The organism is Stenotrophomonas mexicanensis, assembly GCF_032911605.1.
Taxonomy (GTDB): domain Bacteria; phylum Pseudomonadota; class Gammaproteobacteria; order Xanthomonadales; family Xanthomonadaceae; genus Stenotrophomonas; species Stenotrophomonas maltophilia_A.
This window is the reverse complement of the sequence record NZ_JAWJTG010000030.1, coordinates 1-15,691: the sequence shown is the minus strand read 5'-3', so window position 1 is coordinate 15,691 and position 15,691 is coordinate 1. Positions and strand designations below refer to the sequence as shown.

Here is a 15,691-nt window from a genome sequence, read left to right as displayed (position 1 = left end):
GACCCCGGCAGGGTAGCTGCGCGGCAGGTTCAATCCTTCTTGAAAACCGTGCGCTTGCCGATCGGGCTGCTCTTGCGCGCCGTCGGCCGGGCCAGGCCAGGAATCAGGAAGTCGGTCACCTTGTGGCCCTTCTGCACCTTGGACGCCAGCCAGCGCGGCATGCGCCCGCGGCCGGACCAGGTCAGGCGCTTGTACTCCGGGTCACGGTACTTGGCAGCCACTTTCCCGGTTCTGCGCCGTGCCGGTTTCCGGCGGGGAGCGGCCTCTTCGTCCACCTCTCCGCCGAACAGCTCTTCGAGGGTATACCCCGCTTCTGCTGCTGCGGCCTTCAACATCCGCCGTACCGCACTGGCCGGACGGCGGCTGGATATCAGCTGTTTCCGCTGTTCAGCGGCAACCACCAAGGCGCCCAGCTCCCGAAGGCTGAGCGATTCAATATCAATCGTCATGGGAGAAAGGTCTCCTGCGGACGGCCAGCTGTCAAGGCGCCTTGCCCTTGGCGTAGACACGGGCTTCACTGCCGGTGGGCTCCGATCGCCTTCGCCGGCCATCTCCGAGGACACCGACGTGAGCCACTCATCCCATTCGCTCGCTTACCTGCTTGCACGCATCCTGCTGATGGCGCTGTTCCTCATCTCCGGCCTGGGCAAGCTCGGTGATCTCAGCGGCACCCAGGGCTACATGGAAGCGATGGGCGTGCCCGGCATCCTGCTCTGGCCCACCATCGCCTTCGAGATCGGCAGCGGACTGTGCATCCTGCTTGGCTTCCAGACCCGGCTGGTGTCGATCGTGCTGGTGGGTTTCAGCCTGGTCACCGCTTTCATCTTCCATCACAACTTCGCCGACCAGACCCAACAGATCATGTTCCTGAAGAACCTGGGGCTGGCCGGTGGCTTCCTGCTGCTGGCCTGCACCGGGGCCGGGCGGTACAGCATTGATGGCAGAGGGCGGCGCGGGTAAGCGCCGATCGGCGCCCCCCACGCGCTAGCGCCGAAGCTCAGCCTCCGGCGCCAATGTGTGGATCACCTTGCCCTGCGCATCGAGGAACTCGATCGCGCCGTAGCCTTCCGCAGTGACAGTCAGGCGCAGTCGCGTGCGGTCTGCCTTGTCGTTCAAGGCAATGGCCGGCGTGCCGTCAGGCCCGACCACCAGACCGATGCGGGTCGGTGCTTGCACCCCAGGAATCAGCTTGTTGCCCAATGCAGGCTCACGGATCAGTTTCGGCGCCTGGTTGATCGAAAAACTCACCGCACCATCGGGTGATACCCGCCAGCCGATCGCATCCATCGCCGGATGGTCCAGCGCAAGCACCGCCATGCCGCCGTCGACATCGGCGGTGCCGAAGCCACCGCGTTCGCTGCCCTTGTCGTCGTACAGCACCATGCCGGCCACGTTGAAGGCGCGCTTGTACTGCAGGCCATCGATGATCGGTGCCGGTGTCTTTCCGGACAGCGTCATGCGGATCACCCCCGTGTCATCGACAATATCGATGCGCCGTGCGGTGATGCGCTCGTGGTCCGGTGTTGCTACGCGCGTCTGCGGTGCCTTGTCGACGATCAGGCGTTGCAGGGTGTCAACCGACGGGCGCCTGGGTGAGTCGGACGGCTCGGCAGCGGCAGGCAGTGCCGCAAGGGTAGTCAGGGCGACGAACATACGGGCACTGCGCTTCATGCGGGCTCCTTGTCGTACGGATCGGCGGAAGCCGCATCATGCCACCCTTGCAGCGCCCTCTCATGAGGGAGGCGGAATTTCCGGCAGCTGGAGCCCCTGTGCCAGGGCGAATGCACGTGACGCGCGCCAGTACGCCTCAGGCGGCCTCTGCAGTTCGGGCCGGCTCCAGTAGTCATTGATGTGCAGTACGCTCATCACGTCGACCCATGCAGCGCGCGCATCGTGGACGCACATGCGCCAGCGATGATGCGGCGGAAAGTACGCGTAGTGCTCAAGCGCCTGCCGCTGTGCCTGCTCTTCGTCAATCCCTGCCTGATGGATCAACGTCCACGCATGCATATGGCGCGCGTGCGCAAGCGCACTGAGATACTCATCCTCATCCAGCAAGGGAATCGGCTCGCCGCGCGCCAGGCACAGCGCGTCCGATTCGGTGTCGTACTCCAGCGACGGCTGCAACAGTTCCGGGTTCTGGTGCCAGTACCCTTCGCCCAGCACATGCAGCATCGCCCAATGCCAGGGCTCGTCGTGGAAGAGCAGTTCGTGCTCGTATTCGTGGCCGGCGGCCTGGTCCGGATAGCGTTCGCGTGCCTGTTCGATTGCCAGCGCTTCGGGAATCTGGCCGTAGCGGACCAGGCACCAGGCGAACAGATGCCGGCTGTCTTCGATTTCAGTGGTGAAGTCTTCCACCGGGGCGCGGGTGTCGGGCATGTTCGATCCTTGCGTGTGGATCAGATGTTGCCCTAAATGAAGAACGCGCGGAGAAGAGGAGACCGGCAGCCGATCATGCGAACTGGCTTGGTGGCCCACCAGCAACCGCATTTGAGATTCAAATGATTGATTTTATTAAAATTCAATCTACTCAAATCCACTTTTGACTCACCATCCGACTCACTTTGAACTGCGGTGGGCGGGGCGGGGCCTAGCCAGATTGAGGCGGTGATCTCAGACTCCTTGGTTAAGCACAAGGATGGAGCTATGCACAAAAGCGCGCGCAATCAGAGTACCACCCCCTCCTTCGAGAACGTCTGGTCCCGCCTGGAGCGCATCTGTGGACTGGAAGGCGATCCACTGACCGAACAGATGTGCCTCACCCCTCTGACATCCGTTGAGCTTCGATCGGTCAACGATGCACTGGCGCTCGCCCGGACACTTCACGCTAGCGGAAACCCCGAAGAGGCGTGGTACTACCTCTGGGAGGCCGGATCCATCGTCTCTTACCGAGATGGGTTCATGGAAGGCAGATACGAATCATCAGACCGGGCCGGCGCGACTCGACTTGCGGCTGAGTACGGCCGGCTAGGGGCGAAAAGGAAAAAGGCGATCAACGAAGCGAAGCGTGAAGACGCAGTTGCGGCATTGTTGGCTCAGCACGAGGCGGACCCGTTCCGAATCAGGCGCCAGCTGAAAGAAGCCGCCGCCAAGCTCGGGCCTGGCGGCGGAAAGTTACACACTGATGCGGGGTGGGGATATCGGCTCATCAAGCAGACACGCCTTTACGACCTTTACGACAGCCTAAGCGCTAGGCGGAAGCCTTGACGCCCAGTCCCAAAGACGGTGCGAGGGTTGGACCAGCCTTGACCCCACCATACGGTCCGCCTAACCCAAATGTTCGCGCGCGACCGTCAGGTCGAAATCGCAGGTACAGATCAACCTTCGTCAAGTAGCGCAGCGCATCTTCCAAGCATGTCCACTTCTCATCGTCTCCGCGATTGACCATGCCAATGCCACAACGGTCATAGGCATCCTTCTTCTTATTGCAGTTGAAGAACATGCCTTTGGAGGCTGTGACCTTCTCCTGCCAATAGCGGCCCAGCAAGTCCCCGAGGACGATGTCGCGAGACACACGCTGCCCGTCGAAGAAGATCGCCATGTGGAAGTGGTGGCCTTTCTCCAAGCCGTATTCCATCTTCCATATGTAACCTGCGAGATGTTCGGCATACGCCCCTTTGCGGAGATGGTCTAGAAAGCGATCACGATGGGCCTGCGCGTCCTTCAAGGTCATTGCCTGCCCCCTGAAGCCACTCCCTGGACAGAAGTTCGAGAAATATTCCAGGTCCAGGCGGACCACCAGCAGCTTGGAGTAGCGTGCCCGCAGCGCCTTGAGCAGTCGTTTGCAGGACTTGGCGTTCTCGCGCTCCGCCCGCTTCAGGTTGCCCAGACGGCGGCCTAAGGCCTCCCCCTTTGCGAATGCCCGGATCTTCGCTACCGCAGCATTGAGGCGCGGGACGTCCTCCGGCCAAACCTTGCCTCCCAGAAACATGAACGGACCGAGGAAGCGCTTGAACAGCGTAAAGAGCGGGCTATGGCGGTGAGCGGGGAAGTGCTCATCAATTTCCCGGAGACCGGACTTGAGGCACAGCAGGATGGAATCTCCCAGCTCGGTCTTTTCAACCCACTCGCGGCCGTGCTTCGCCACGACTGCGAACGGCGTCTTACGGCTTGCCATCAGCCTGCCCATCGTCTCGACGATACGCTTGACCTCTAATACTGCGTCCAACTGGTGAGTGACGAAGCGGGTGCCGTCTTCACCCCATACGTAAGCGCGTTCGCGCATGAAACTGCTGTTGTTCTTCAATGATGTTTTCATTGTCGTTGCCATCCCCCTCCTACTGGAGGTCAGGAGTAACAGTGTTTATTCCTACTGAGCCCATGTAAGAAGATGCCCAGCACACATGCCGTTTCTAGCCCATGCAGAGGGCTAAGATCGGCGTCGATCTAGGAAAGTTAGGGCTAGCGGCGCCCCACCCCCCTGGCCTGAATCAGGCCCACAACGAAGTCATCAACTTCGTGCTCAAGGAACAGGACTGACGTCCCCAAGCGAAGCGGCTTCGGGAAGGACGGCAGGTAGCTCGGCGAGCGCTTTTTGAGGTAGCCGTACAGCGTGGATCGGGCGATGCCCAAGCGAGCTTGGACTTCTGCCCGACGAAGCATTCGGAGTGATTTTGGTGAGTTGTTCTGCATGCCGCCTGGCCGTCTGTGGTGTGTGGACGAGCCTACGAACCAAGCGCCGACAGAACCATCCATTTAGCCCCCTGTAGAAAAATACAGTGCGTAAGCCATTGATTTTGTTCACTCGAAATTTGGCCGGGATCTAACTTTTCAGAGGGGAGGAACTAGCTGAAAAGTGGCCGGGGCCAAGAAATGCGCCCCGGCTGATCGTCAATTCGAGCGACTGCTTGCCAGAACGCCTGCCATGAAGACGACCGCGAAGGCGGCCAAGTATTCGAGAGGGGAATTGGATCGTTCGATGAACACGATAGGCTCCTAGTCAGTAGGGAGCCGGCATTGCGCCGGCATAGAGGAGAGGCTGATGCCCCTCCCTATCGTGTTATGGGTTTGAAATTCGTTTGCTTGGCCGATCAGCCAGGACGTGATTCGGCCTTGTTCGGCCACCAGGGCACGGCTTTGACGGCCGGCGTCGGCTCGACAATGCCCACTGCGGCCCGCAGTACCACCGGCCATCCGTGCCCATCGATGTAGTGCCGGATACCGTTCTGGCGCAGGAACTGCAGCTGACGAGCTTTCTGGGGCGTCCGCGTCAGCGCCTTGATCTCATCTTTGGTGAGGCAGAGCTTTTCAGACATTTCAGACATCCTTGCTGGAATGCCAAGCAGGCCTAGGCGCGTCGAGTCGTTCTGGCGCCCCCACTGCCTTACGAAGCACTATCACCCGGTTGTATTGGTCGACCTGATGGGGAATTCGGTTCTGGCAGAAAAAGGCCAATTGCCTAGCCCTGATCGGGGTCCGAGTGATCTCTTCGACTTCAGCGCGCGACAGCACATCCCCAGTCATCGAATGCCCCCAAATGGCCAGTGCCGATCATGCCCCAGGGCGCTACTCTCGGCTACAGACCAAGGAGAAGCCATGGACGAGTTACCAGCCGCACTGCCGCTTGAACAGCAGATCGCCCTACTGAGGCAGCAGCTGACCACCCTCCGGATCGACCTTTCTGGCAAGGACTGGCTGACGGCGGAAGAGGCGGCGCACTACTGCGGCGTGTCAGTTAGCCAGTTCAACGCGAGGGCGCATGAATACGACCTCCATCCACGCAAATTCATGGGCAAGAAGCTCTACGAGAAGTCTGCCCTCTATCAGGCAATCTACGGCGCGAAGGCTTGGACGCGTCCATCCGCAACCTCCGCACCAACCCTAGCTGCGACCTCCCCTGAGATGAAGGAGGCGCTTGCCCGGCTACGGCGCTATGACGATCGCAAGGGGAAACGCTAGTGCAACCTCCCGGCAAGCTGATGACCGTTGCAGAAGCGGCTGAGCAGAGCGCGTGCTCTGCCAAGACGATACGCAGAGCCATTGATGGCGGGCAGCTCGCCGCTGTGAGACTCGGGCAAAGCGCCAAGTCGGATCGCATCCATAGAGAAGACTTGGAGGCTTGGTGGAACCAATGCCGCCTGCGACCTGTAGCAGCTCCAAGAATATCTATACGTGATATTCGCCCGCCACCACTCGATACGGCGGAGGCGAGACTCGAGAAGAGGCTGGGAATCGGTGCTAACGGCAAGACGGCCCCCCGCCGACGCTAAGCAATGAGGATCTGCAACGCCAGCGAGGTCCGGCAATGCGGAGAAGGCTCCGCCCGCACTACGCCTTAATCTTGGACCTCGGCGCGGAAGGCGATCTCAATCAACTGCTCTGGGAATGCAAGCGCCGAGACCCCAATCAGGTTGCTGGCCACCTGAGGCACCGGCTGACCATACACAGCCGGCCGGACCTTGCCACTGGCCGCGAAAGCCGACGGAACGTCGATGACAAACAGCGTTTCCTCGACCACGTCCGCGAGCGAACCACCCAGCTCTGCCAGCAGCACCTGCGCGTTCTCGTAGGTGCGCCGCATCTGGGCTTCCATGGTGTCGAAGTTGGCGGGCTTACCATTCGCCCCCAGCTCTGCGGGTGCGACCAACTGCCCCTCCGGCGTATGGGACAGCTGTCCGGACACGAAGATCGTGTTGTTAACGCGGACGGCTTGGACGTACCCGTAGGCCGACTCCCACGGCACTCCGAAGCTGGCGGTCTTGCGATTGCTGGCGCTCATCGTTGCTCTCTCTAGTGAAAGGGCAAGTGTGGCAAGCAATGAGCGGCGACCGCCTCCCCTGAACGGGGGATCAGATTCGAGGTCGGGACAGCTGCTCTCTACCTGTACTAACCCAGGCCTTCATGGAATCCCTCGCCCTTGGCTTGGTCTCCTTCGGCGGCCGGCGTGGTTCCAGCGCTTCCTTCACCCGCTCCAGCTCCTTCGCCCCCGCCTCGGCCAAGCGCCGGGCCTGCTGCAGCTGCGAGGCCACGCCCATACCATGCCCAAAAGAAAAGGCACCGGATCCCGGTGCCCTTCTTAGAAGCCAGCAACGCCTACGAGGTAGTGAGGTTGGCCCTCATCCAGTCCCTGACGCTTTCCAGCTTCGCTCCGGTCTTCGCATTGAAGGTCTTTTCCATTCCCCAAGATACGCCCCTGCCCTGAGCGAAGGCAGCGCGGTACTTCTTGATCATATTCGAGGGGTCGTCTGCCAGCTCCCGCATCAATCGCGGAACGTCCCACACTGCGAAGTCGAAGGGGCTACCAAATTGTTCTTCCAACATGGCCGGCAGCGCTTCATACCGAATCGTGTCACCCGCAAGATAGACGATCTCGTTGCGAATCGCGGGCGTATGGAAGACGATCTGAGCGGTCATTGCGCCAATGTCATCGGGCGTGGTGAGCGTCACAGCGTTAGTCGGCGAACCCAGGGCATTCACCCTCTTCCCCTTGAGATCGATGACACCAAATTCGGGCTCGAAAAGATAGCTCGTGAACATCCCGGTGGAAATGACAACCCAGTCCATGGCGGACTGAGAACGCAGATAGTCGCGCACATCAAGCTGGGCATCGAACAGATCCTGCGGACCACCTCGCCCGATTGCGTCGAAGTCCACACCGAACTGCCAAGGGAAGTACCTCGGGATACCCGACTTCACTGCAGCACGCGCAACCTTCATCGGCGTGTCGCGGCCAGCCGCGTAACCCGTGCAGCCAATCACGGTATCGTACTTGGAGAAAATGGCCGCCAACTCGTCCACAGTGGCAGCCACCAGGTCGCCAGAAACAATGGCCACACCCAGCGAGCGGATTTCATCAACCACAACGCGCTTCTCAGGCAAGTCCGAAGCAATGGAAGCGGATCGGAGCATCACGCTGATGCTTGCGCCGTGCTCCTTTCCTAGACGGGCGAGATTCCGAATAACTGGCATTCCGAGCTCACCGGCACCCAGGACCAGGATCGCGCGGGATTGGATCGGGGTAGACATTCAAACCACCATGTGTGTGTACGATGGCGGCGATTCTGCCCCCCTCCTCATCGCGACGTAAGAAGGCACACCGATGATACCGACCGTACCGTTCATGAGTTCTGACGAGCTCCTGCGGCATTCCCAATCGATATGCGACGGCATGAGCGCGGACGACGACGGCCTTCGGCGTGAGGTTCTTGCGCACGCTGGCAGCCGCTGGTCGCTTGGCATCATTCATGCCTTGGGCGTGTACGGAACACTGCGTCACGCCGATGTTGCGCGGAGGATGAAGGGAATCACCCAGCGCATGCTGACACGCACCCTCCGCCAGCTGGAAAGGGATGGGTTGATCTACCGACATGATTTCCAAGAAGTTCCCCCTCGCGTGGAATACAGCATCACTCCGCTGGGCAAAGACCTTCTTGTTCTGATGATTCCCATGTGGACTTGGGTCGTGCAGCACGCCGAGGAGTTCCGACACTGCCGCGAGATCTACGACAGCAACCACACCTCCTTTGCACCTGACTCGCCTCGAGACAACGAGTCTCAATAGCGAGAAATCACCTGTCCTCTTCCCGCCCTGACCCAAGCCTTCATCGGGTCCTTCGCCCTCGGCTTGGTCTCCTTCAGCGGCCGGCGCGGCTCTAGCGCCTCCTTGATTCGTGCCAGTTCCACAGCCCCGGCTTCGGCCAGGCGCCGGGCGTGTTGCTGCTGCTCGCGGGTTGGCGGCAGGCCTGGCAGTGGTGGTGGCGGCTGGGTCGGGGTGCTGTCGGTCAGCCGGGCAACCGCCTGGCACAGGGGCAGATCGGGATACAGCCGGGCTGCGCACCAGCGCTCGGCGTAGCGCTTCGCCTGCCGCACGCCGGCCGCGCGCACTTCCTTCACCTGCCACATCTTCTGGCCTTCCATCCATAGCCGGACCCCAGGACCGCCATCAGGGGTAACGCTGGCCGTCTCCCGGCCGTTGTACCAGAGCGCCCAGCGCTCACCGGTCTGGACCCAGCCAGAGGGAATTGGGGCGGTGCGGAAGCCGTGGGAGTACTGCATGGCCGGAAGGATACGACCGGCCGTCGCAGATCCTGCGAAGGCACACCACCGTTCGGCCCGCTGTGATGAAGCGTTCACCTTAGGGCGAGCACAGTACGGTCTCACGGCTCTTCTCCGGCGCAGAATCCTTTGCTCCCGTGTCCAGCCCCCAAGCGGCACGGCTATGCACCCTCCCAACGCTTTCAGGATCCATTCGATCCTGCCTCTGCTTGCGCCCAATGGGGCAATCATCCGGTTGGAACAGGTGCGATCAACCTGCAAAAACTGTGGACTCAGGTCATCGATGACTGAGGGTGCGGGCTTTCAAAAGGATCCAACGGGAACCACGCTTACGTGCCCTGCTTGCGGAGCTACAGGATTGATGGACGAAATGGAGATCTGGCATCACTGGCTTGAGCAGCGACGTCGTGAACGACTGCTGGCACTCTTTGATCCAGAGCCCGACGAACCACTTGATACTGAGGATCCAAAATGAATGATCGAACATCGGAGTTGCTCGACCGACTCCATTGCTGCGAAGCCTCAATAGAAGTACACCGTGCCTACATCAAAGCCTTGGAGTACGGCCTGCGCATGGCGGTATTCAGTCATCCAGCGCGGGAACAGCTCTCCGGTGCCTGGCTCCAGCTGCTGCCCAATATCGCGGCGAAGCACCGAGATGATGGCGGCGAGCTATTCGCCGCCGCCTTCCAACAGGCCCTTACAGTGCTAACCGAGCAAATCGGCGAGCCGAACAGCAAGCTTTAGGCTGCGATTGCGTAGGGCTCGACTAACGCGACTAACAGATCCATCGCCGTCGCGTAGGATGCCAAGGCGTCGCCGCGCTGATTGAACCGGGTCCAGTCCGCATGGGCCACGCGCTTAAGCTCCTCGGGCTCGACTGGAAGCCACTTCATTGGCCAGAACGGCAGCCGGCGTTGTCCCACCCGGCCCCGCTGCAGCTCCACGATGCCGTTGTGGCTGCTCGCACCCAGCACGCGGGAGTACGCCACCGCTAATCCGTCTTCTGGCCCCTCCAGGTACTGGAGGAAGCGTTCGCCATCGAAGAGGAGCACCCCCGTAACCCCAGCATTACGGTTGAACCGGGCCGAGTCATCCACGATCTGATCCAACTTACCGTTGGACAGGCCCAGCTTGTCGCCGGCGATTCCCTCTCCGGCACCGCTCACATATACAACCGCCCTGATGGGCATTGCGCACCTCCCTGATGAAGGATCACGGTAGCAGCAGCGGGCTCATGTGAGCGTGAGGTCCTTGAATCGTCCTGAACGCGTCAGGTTCGTGTGTTGCTGAATTCGGACCTTCGTCACAAGATGCAGGCGCCACAAAACGCAGCATGCGCAAAACTTTCCGGTAGTCAGCAATGCCAGATACAGGCCTTTTCACGTTATCGACCTCGACGCGGACCGCGACGAGCTGGACAAGTTGAAGCACGTAAGTGCCATCACTATCCGCTGCAACCAGTGCAGACATGTCACCCATTCAAGCGCTCCGGAGCTGGAGACAATGCCGGGAGGAACCCTGCTCGCTTGCGGTGGATGCGGCGAGCGTCAGGCAGTCAGCAACGCCCGCCTGGTCGAATGCGATCATGTTTTAGGGAACACGTTACCCCTCGCGATGCCGGCCTGACTCGCACCATGTGCGGCAGATTCGTCCAGCTGCCCGTTGTCGACTTCGGCCAGCCGGGGCTGACTGACCTTGCCCCCGGCCTGCGCGAGTTCTAGGCGCGCTAAAACTTGGCGCCGATGCAGCGCGCGTCGGTGATCCTGGGTCGCGGCGAAGGCAGGCAGATCACTCGCCTATCCTGGGGCCTGCTGCCGTTCTGGGCCAAGGGTTCAACCATCAATACCCGCATCGAGGCCGTGGCCACGAAACCGACTCGGTGTCGGCTATCGGCACAAGAGGGACGTCAGGATTGTCCTGACTGGCGGCTATAAGCTGCGTCTGAGACGGTACGGCTACAACCAGACAAGCCTGCGCGAAGCCATGCTGGACATCCTAGACATCGAGTTGCCCATGTGGCTGCCCATCTCCCTATCCGTGCTCCTGTCCCTGTGGGTAGGCGGCATGTATCTCCGTTTCCACCTTGATCTGCACGATCGGCGCGCTTGCTCAGGACTGGAGGCGCTTCAGAACGACTCTTCCGCGCTTGAGAAGAGACTGTCCCAATGCCTGAAGGAAGGGCGCACGTTCCCCGCCAGATGAGCTATCCGCTTGAACAAGCGATCCTTCAGTTCCGCGACCTGCAGGAACTCTGCCAGCCAGGCAAGAAGCCTAGGCTTGCCATGTGATCCGATGGGCCAACGAATGCGGGATCCGCTTCCTATATGACGGAAGCGGCGGGATCTGGACGACTATGGACGCGCTCAATGAAGCGCTCGGCCTAGCCGGAGCGACGCCACTTCTTGAGCCCTACGATCCTGATGACTAGGGATGATGCGACTGCAGCAGGCGTTGGAGCCTTTAACCAACTCCGCTATTAGAAGCCGGTTGAGCTATCGCGGGGACGCTAGAGATCGCCTCTCCCAAGGAGGCGCTAGGTTATCATTGCTGCACAAGAAGAATCGGCGTCCAAGATGTCAGCACTCCACACCTCCAGCGCCAACAGCGACCGCAAGCCCCTCGTGCCGTTTCTGAAATGGCCTGGGGGCAAACGCTGGTTTATACGCAACCACTTATCTGAGCTTCCCACAAGTTTTAACCGCTATTTCGAACCATTCATGGGTTCGGCGTCGGTTTTCTTCGCACTTCAGCCTCAAGAAGCAATTCTCAGCGATCAGAATGCAGAGCTAGTTAACCTCTTCAACCAAATGAAAACGAGGCACAAGCAACTGTACAAGGCACTTAGCGATCATGCCAAGGCCCACTCAGAGCTGCACTATTACTTGGTTCGAAGTACTGTCCCCACCGATGCCCTAAGCAGAGCTGCCCGAACTCTTTACCTTAACAGATCGTGCTTCAACGGCATCTACCGTGTAAACATGCAGGGTGAATTCAATGTACCCAAAGGATCAAAGGAGTGCGTGCTTCTCGACACAGACGATTTCTCCGCGACTTCCCGCGCTCTGCGTGCAGCGAAAGTCGTGCGTGCGGATTTCGAGAAAGTCATTGCTGAAGCAGCCGAAGGCGATTTAATCTTCGCCGACCCACCTTATACGGTTCAACATAACAATAATGGCTTCGTCAAATACAACGAAAAACTCTTCTCTTGGAGTGATCAAGAGCGACTAGCCCGCAGCCTGCGTCAAGCTCGTGAGAGAGGCGCTCACGTGGTTGCCACAAATGCGAACCACTCGTCCGTTGTGAAGCTTTTCAACGATCACGGCTTCAAGACTACGCCGCTCTCCCGATTTAGTTCCATCTCGGGAAGCGGCGCATCTCGAAAACAGTACGAAGAAATAGTCATCAAAGACTAGTTTTTCTTCACCTAGAGTGGAAGACCCCACGCACAGACGCTTTCCACTTTGGAAAGACGTGCAGAGTACTCAGCTGTCTCACCCAGCCACAAGGTGCTTGGCAGCTCCGCACCTGCGGAGAAGTCGAGCTCGGCAATAGCGTCTTCAAAGTCCACCACCAGATCTTGGACTTCAAACTCTCCAGCGGGAATCACGCCGATTGCGGACAACCAACACTTGATCCAACTCTTGCAGCTGCGTGCCGAGCTTTCATCATTACCAAGAGCACGCGCCACGCTTAGAGATGCAATTCGGACCAAGAAAAGCGCTCGTGCAAGCACATTTACAACATCTTGCTGCGGCTCTGAGGCAGCGGCAAAGAGACGGTCGTCAGCCCCGGGGTCTGACAAGCGTCGTAACAGAGCCGCCGCGTCCTGACCAGTGGCACCCGCCACCTTGGTAGCAATTTCCTCAAGCTGCTGCTCACGAGAAATGATCTCGTCATCCGCTCCGCCAGATGCAATAGCATCAGTGACGGCAAGGTCAACCAAGTATCTAACGAAGGCAGCGTCGAACGCGATTGCGGAGTCATCACTGAGCAGCAGCCGCCAGATTGAGCGCACAATTGATACGTGGTCGAAAGTCAGAACAGGAATTGGGAACGGCGCCTTTGAATCATAGCTAGCGGCATTTCTAGCAGTCTTCTCGGTCGCGCCAACCGCGAGGTCAAAGCCCCAGCGTTCCAGTACCCCGCCTGGACGCGGCGAGGGAACAATGTCAGAAAGGCTGACCAAGGGCATAAGTTTGATCTGGTCACCGATCAGGTCCTCAGCCCGACTGCCCTTAATCCACTCCCGCCAAAGCTCCCATACGAAGGTGTGCGTGCCAGCCGCTGAGAAATTATGCCTCGTGCCAGATGAGTCGAGGTAGAAATATGCCCCCTGCTGTACGAACACACCTTCACCCGAAAACACTGCCATTGCCGCGCGTAGCTGGGCGTAATAGGCGAAGTGAATTGCGTTGTATGGTGAATTGACGAGCAGAGCATTAACGGACGCGCCGAAGTACCGCCAAGCCTCGAGCATATGCGACACGTGGGCACCGGCGAGCTGTACGGCGTCTCCACCACCCGCAACAAGCGGCTGGTGCGCGTCCGCCCCAGGCGCAAGCGCAGGATATGCAAGCGCTAGCGAGGAGGGAGAGGCTGATGCACAGACTATGGAGGCGATACTCGGTCTGGCCGTATGAGGATTGGGCGACGAGGGCCTGCGCGGCGCGCCGGCTCCCCGATTGCGTCCAGCAGGGCCCCCACGGCTCCGCCGGCCGGGACTCATTTCGACCTCCCTGTCATCTGTTGGACTGCTGCGGCCGTCTCGCTAATTTCGCGGTTATCTGCCCTAGTCAGATGCTCAATGACGTTGCCAAACAGTGCAGTGTAGCCGCTACTGCCACGGTAAGATGCCTGCACCGGCTTTTGATCACTCGTCAGGCCCGGCCCAGTGGATGTACGCCAATCAAACCCAGTCCAAGTCAGTTCACGGGCGAGAGTCGCGCTGTACTGAGTAATTCGGGTGTGCTTCTTCAACGAATCCAGCGCATGGGACACGCCATCATCGGTCATCAGCGACTCGACGTCGTCCAGCACCCAAGAGTCCAGCCCAACTTCGTCGTAACGCACTTGGAACATGGCATTGAACACGTGCAGGATCGCGCGAACACCCTGGTCTGTACCTAGTAATGAGTGCGGGCCGGCAAAGGCTGCATCCAACCCTTCCGGATTGGTCCGTTGTCGAGCTGCATCAGGTAGTAATGCATAAGCTTCTCGGCACGCAACAGCCCATTCATTCTCACTGCCTTTAGCTGCTGCAGCGACATCTGACCAGATATGAATCAGAAAGGCAGCCTGCTGGGATCTATTCCATCGCAATATGCGCTCGTCGCCTGCCTTGTCGACAGCACCAAAAAGACCCCCGATTTTGTGATCGCTGCCCCATCTCCTGATAAATGTCGCGATAAGTGATCGGATAAACGCAGCGTTTGAAACGTGACCTTCCACGCGATTTCCGAGCAGCTCAATCCTGCCCTTCCACGGACTCTTCGCATGCCTCCAAAGTGCTTCTGTAAGCTCCTGGGCGCGATGCTCTTGATAGATCTTTAGCCCTTCTCCTCGGTCCAGCCAAAGTTGATTCCGAAGCTCCGGATACAAATCGAACGCGAGACTCGGATTGATCTTCTTGGGTTCGACGTTGATTACCCAGAAGAGGTAGGCTTGCCAAGATGTGGTCAAACCAGAGAAGAAGACGACGGGCACATCGTAGTCAGAAAGAAGACTATCAAGGCCATCTGCAGAAAAGACACGATGCTGGCCGTCGATGATCTCAAGAGGCTCGATGTCCGGTGAAGCAACACTCGGTAATTCGAGATGGTACAGGCCATCCGTTTCAACGACGTTGATCGCCGCGTTCCTAGCCAGCTCCACTGCCACGCCACCTCGATAGCGGACATCGCCAGGCTTCAAGATGTTGACCAAGATTGCCGTGGGCAGCCAGCCAGGGTGGATGAGGTCTGGCGTGGTCAAGGGCACATCGCCGCGTGTGGATGACGCTGGATAGCCGTACTGGATATATCGAGCGATCTTGTCAGACCTATCTCTGTCATGCCCGCGCTGATAGCCTGCGGGCGCATCCTTCATGGCACGCTCCTCCACTCGACGACGGCTCACGCCCGCCAGCTTGCGAAGTTCGGACAGCGACACAGAACCCATGAAGAAATGATCTTCAGGCTTAGGCAGGTGGTCGGTCCAATCGGCTTGGTCCCACGTATTCACCCACTGCCGAACCTTGAGAAGCGGAATCTTTGCCGTCATAGCGCCCCCTGCGCATCCTTGTCAGGACTTGATGATAGCTGGTAAAGGGACGATGAGAGCGATAGACAAGCTTCGCTTCGCGGTTGTCACTGTGCCGCGTAGCAGTCTTGATCTGTTCCACATGTGCCAATCGCCAAGCCGAATCTAACCAACATGCGGCAATCCAAAGAAGCAAAAGTATCGTAAGCGATTGAATTTACTACACCCTTCGCAACTCGATCCCCCCCTTCCCCTTTTCACAAAGACGGCGGGATCAGCTTTACCACGACATCTGGGCCGTCTGTACCAACCATGTACCAAATCACCTCGCCCGAACCATCACCAGACCATCTGAAGCATTCAACCCCCAAGCACCCTTTTAGGACCTGACAAAGCTCAGTTGGGTTCTACCCCGATATCACGGACGGTTCTAAAAGAGCTGCAACCTTCTGATCCT

19 protein-coding genes and 1 pseudogene are annotated in these 15,691 nt (G+C 59.2%); 8 read left to right on the top strand and 12 right to left on the bottom strand.

Annotated features, from left to right (window positions below):
- Nucleotides 1-29: 29 nt before the first annotated feature.
- Entirely contained in the window at nt 30-449 is a 420-nt protein-coding gene (locus tag R1L06_RS13660; RefSeq protein ID WP_317217962.1) for an H-NS histone family protein, read from the bottom strand.
- A 118-nt stretch (nt 450-567) separates the two neighbouring features.
- On the opposite strand from R1L06_RS13660, the gene R1L06_RS13655 reads away from it, so the two are divergent.
- The gene (locus tag R1L06_RS13655) at nt 568-960 is read left to right on the top strand and encodes a DoxX family protein (RefSeq protein WP_121504312.1); all 393 of its coding nucleotides are present in this window, start codon (nt 568-570) and stop codon (nt 958-960) included.
- 24 nt (nt 961-984) lie between these two features.
- On the opposite strand, the gene R1L06_RS13650 is transcribed toward R1L06_RS13655, so the two are convergent.
- Both R1L06_RS13650 and R1L06_RS13645 read right to left on the bottom strand, forming a co-directional pair.
- Nucleotides 985-1,671, bottom strand: coding sequence for a hypothetical protein (locus tag R1L06_RS13650; protein WP_049401056.1), 687 nt, complete (start codon nt 1,669-1,671; stop codon nt 985-987).
- A gap of 60 nt (nt 1,672-1,731) precedes the next feature.
- The gene (locus R1L06_RS13645; protein ID WP_317217983.1) at nt 1,732-2,379 is read right to left on the bottom strand and encodes a hypothetical protein; all 648 of its coding nucleotides are present in this window, start codon (nt 2,377-2,379) and stop codon (nt 1,732-1,734) included.
- Between the two features lie 228 nt (nt 2,380-2,607).
- Here R1L06_RS13645 and R1L06_RS13640 point away from each other — a divergent pair, with 228 nt between their 5' ends.
- Nucleotides 2,608-3,207, top strand: a complete 600-nt coding sequence (locus R1L06_RS13640; protein WP_317217961.1) for a hypothetical protein — start codon at nt 2,608-2,610, stop codon at nt 3,205-3,207.
- Here the strand turns inward: R1L06_RS13640 and R1L06_RS13635 are convergent.
- From R1L06_RS13635 to R1L06_RS13630, 3 genes are all read right to left on the bottom strand, one after another.
- A complete protein-coding gene (locus tag R1L06_RS13635) occupies nt 3,191-4,246 on the bottom strand; it encodes a YagK/YfjJ domain-containing protein (RefSeq protein ID WP_317217960.1) in 1,056 nt (351 codons plus the stop codon). The genes R1L06_RS13640 and R1L06_RS13635 overlap by 17 nt on opposite strands.
- A 155-nt stretch (nt 4,247-4,401) precedes the next feature.
- Nucleotides 4,402-4,602, bottom strand: coding sequence for a helix-turn-helix transcriptional regulator (locus R1L06_RS20510; RefSeq protein ID WP_373695426.1), 201 nt, complete (start codon nt 4,600-4,602; stop codon nt 4,402-4,404).
- A 428-nt stretch (nt 4,603-5,030) separates the two neighbouring features.
- Nucleotides 5,031-5,255, bottom strand: a complete 225-nt coding sequence (locus tag R1L06_RS13630) for a DUF4224 domain-containing protein (protein ID WP_051007172.1) — start codon at nt 5,253-5,255, stop codon at nt 5,031-5,033.
- A gap of 280 nt (nt 5,256-5,535) precedes the next feature.
- Here R1L06_RS13630 and R1L06_RS13620 point away from each other — a divergent pair, with 280 nt between their 5' ends.
- On the top strand, nt 5,536-5,898 hold the full coding sequence (locus R1L06_RS13620; RefSeq protein WP_180890460.1) for a hypothetical protein: 363 nt from the start codon (nt 5,536-5,538) through the stop codon (nt 5,896-5,898).
- A gap of 20 nt (nt 5,899-5,918) precedes the next feature.
- Entirely contained in the window at nt 5,919-6,209 is a 291-nt protein-coding gene (locus tag R1L06_RS20505) for an excisionase family DNA-binding protein (protein ID WP_373695425.1), read from the top strand.
- Nucleotides 6,210-6,274: 65 nt separating this feature from the next.
- On the opposite strand, the gene R1L06_RS13615 is transcribed toward R1L06_RS20505, so the two are convergent.
- Complete coding sequence (locus tag R1L06_RS13615; RefSeq protein ID WP_317217959.1) at nt 6,275-6,718, bottom strand: RidA family protein; 444 nt, start codon at nt 6,716-6,718, stop codon at nt 6,275-6,277.
- 314 nt (nt 6,719-7,032) lie between these two features.
- Entirely contained in the window at nt 7,033-7,965 is a 933-nt protein-coding gene (locus tag R1L06_RS13610; RefSeq protein ID WP_197561134.1) for an NmrA family NAD(P)-binding protein, read from the bottom strand.
- 142 nt (nt 7,966-8,107) lie between these two features.
- Between R1L06_RS13610 and R1L06_RS13605 the strand changes: the two genes are divergently transcribed.
- Nucleotides 8,108-8,500: a winged helix-turn-helix transcriptional regulator gene (locus tag R1L06_RS13605; protein ID WP_262217263.1), complete on the top strand. Its 393-nt coding sequence runs from the start codon at nt 8,108-8,110 to the stop codon at nt 8,498-8,500.
- Here the strand turns inward: R1L06_RS13605 and R1L06_RS13600 are convergent.
- Nucleotides 8,494-8,994: a hypothetical protein gene (locus R1L06_RS13600; protein WP_317217958.1), complete on the bottom strand. Its 501-nt coding sequence runs from the start codon at nt 8,992-8,994 to the stop codon at nt 8,494-8,496. The two genes, R1L06_RS13605 and R1L06_RS13600, sit on opposite strands and share 7 nt — an antisense overlap.
- A 471-nt stretch (nt 8,995-9,465) precedes the next feature.
- Here R1L06_RS13600 and R1L06_RS13595 point away from each other — a divergent pair, with 471 nt between their 5' ends.
- Nucleotides 9,466-9,741: a hypothetical protein gene (locus R1L06_RS13595; protein ID WP_088435548.1), complete on the top strand. Its 276-nt coding sequence runs from the start codon at nt 9,466-9,468 to the stop codon at nt 9,739-9,741.
- Here the strand turns inward: R1L06_RS13595 and R1L06_RS13590 are convergent.
- Complete coding sequence (locus R1L06_RS13590; RefSeq protein ID WP_317217957.1) at nt 9,738-10,187, bottom strand: BLUF domain-containing protein; 450 nt, start codon at nt 10,185-10,187, stop codon at nt 9,738-9,740. The genes R1L06_RS13595 and R1L06_RS13590 overlap by 4 nt on opposite strands.
- Before the next feature lie 444 nt (nt 10,188-10,631).
- Here R1L06_RS13590 and R1L06_RS20500 point away from each other — a divergent pair.
- Both R1L06_RS20500 and R1L06_RS13585 read left to right on the top strand, forming a co-directional pair.
- Nucleotides 10,632-10,871, top strand: a pseudogene (locus R1L06_RS20500) (SOS response-associated peptidase family protein); the annotation flags it as partial.
- A gap of 699 nt (nt 10,872-11,570) precedes the next feature.
- Entirely contained in the window at nt 11,571-12,410 is an 840-nt protein-coding gene (locus tag R1L06_RS13585) for a DNA adenine methylase (protein ID WP_253086147.1), read from the top strand.
- 11 nt (nt 12,411-12,421) lie between these two features.
- On the opposite strand, the gene R1L06_RS13580 is transcribed toward R1L06_RS13585, so the two are convergent.
- Entirely contained in the window at nt 12,422-13,483 is a 1,062-nt protein-coding gene (locus R1L06_RS13580) for a hypothetical protein (protein WP_317217956.1), read from the bottom strand.
- A gap of 236 nt (nt 13,484-13,719) precedes the next feature.
- Nucleotides 13,720-15,255, bottom strand: a complete 1,536-nt coding sequence (locus R1L06_RS13575) for a DGQHR domain-containing protein (protein WP_253086149.1) — start codon at nt 15,253-15,255, stop codon at nt 13,720-13,722.
- Nucleotides 15,256-15,691 lie beyond the last annotated feature (436 nt).

Bases quoted from the DNA above. Each gene is read 5' to 3' on its own strand.
- R1L06_RS13660 (WP_317217962.1), bottom strand. From the start codon at position 449: ATGACGATTGATATTGAATCGCTCAGCCTTCGGGAGCTGGGCGCCTTG.
- R1L06_RS13650 (WP_049401056.1), bottom strand. From the start codon at position 1,671: ATGAAGCGCAGTGCCCGTATGTTCGTCGCCCTGACTACCCTTGCGGCA.
- R1L06_RS13645 (WP_317217983.1), bottom strand. From the start codon at position 2,379: ATGCCCGACACCCGCGCCCCGGTGGAAGACTTCACCACTGAAATCGAA.
- R1L06_RS20510 (WP_373695426.1), bottom strand. From the start codon at position 4,602: ATGCTTCGTCGGGCAGAAGTCCAAGCTCGCTTGGGCATCGCCCGATCC.
- R1L06_RS13630 (WP_051007172.1), bottom strand. From the start codon at position 5,255: ATGTCTGAAAAGCTCTGCCTCACCAAAGATGAGATCAAGGCGCTGACG.
- R1L06_RS13620 (WP_180890460.1), top strand. From the start codon at position 5,536: ATGGACGAGTTACCAGCCGCACTGCCGCTTGAACAGCAGATCGCCCTA.
- R1L06_RS20505 (WP_373695425.1), top strand. From the start codon at position 5,919: ATGACCGTTGCAGAAGCGGCTGAGCAGAGCGCGTGCTCTGCCAAGACG.
- R1L06_RS13615 (WP_317217959.1), bottom strand. From the start codon at position 6,718: ATGAGCGCCAGCAATCGCAAGACCGCCAGCTTCGGAGTGCCGTGGGAG.
- R1L06_RS13610 (WP_197561134.1), bottom strand. From the start codon at position 7,965: ATGTCTACCCCGATCCAATCCCGCGCGATCCTGGTCCTGGGTGCCGGT.
- R1L06_RS13605 (WP_262217263.1), top strand. From the start codon at position 8,108: ATGAGCGCGGACGACGACGGCCTTCGGCGTGAGGTTCTTGCGCACGCT.
- R1L06_RS13600 (WP_317217958.1), bottom strand. From the start codon at position 8,994: ATGCAGTACTCCCACGGCTTCCGCACCGCCCCAATTCCCTCTGGCTGG.
- R1L06_RS13595 (WP_088435548.1), top strand. From the start codon at position 9,466: ATGAATGATCGAACATCGGAGTTGCTCGACCGACTCCATTGCTGCGAA.
- R1L06_RS13590 (WP_317217957.1), bottom strand. From the start codon at position 10,187: ATGCCCATCAGGGCGGTTGTATATGTGAGCGGTGCCGGAGAGGGAATC.
- R1L06_RS13585 (WP_253086147.1), top strand. From the start codon at position 11,571: ATGTCAGCACTCCACACCTCCAGCGCCAACAGCGACCGCAAGCCCCTC.
- R1L06_RS13575 (WP_253086149.1), bottom strand. From the start codon at position 15,255: ATGACGGCAAAGATTCCGCTTCTCAAGGTTCGGCAGTGGGTGAATACG.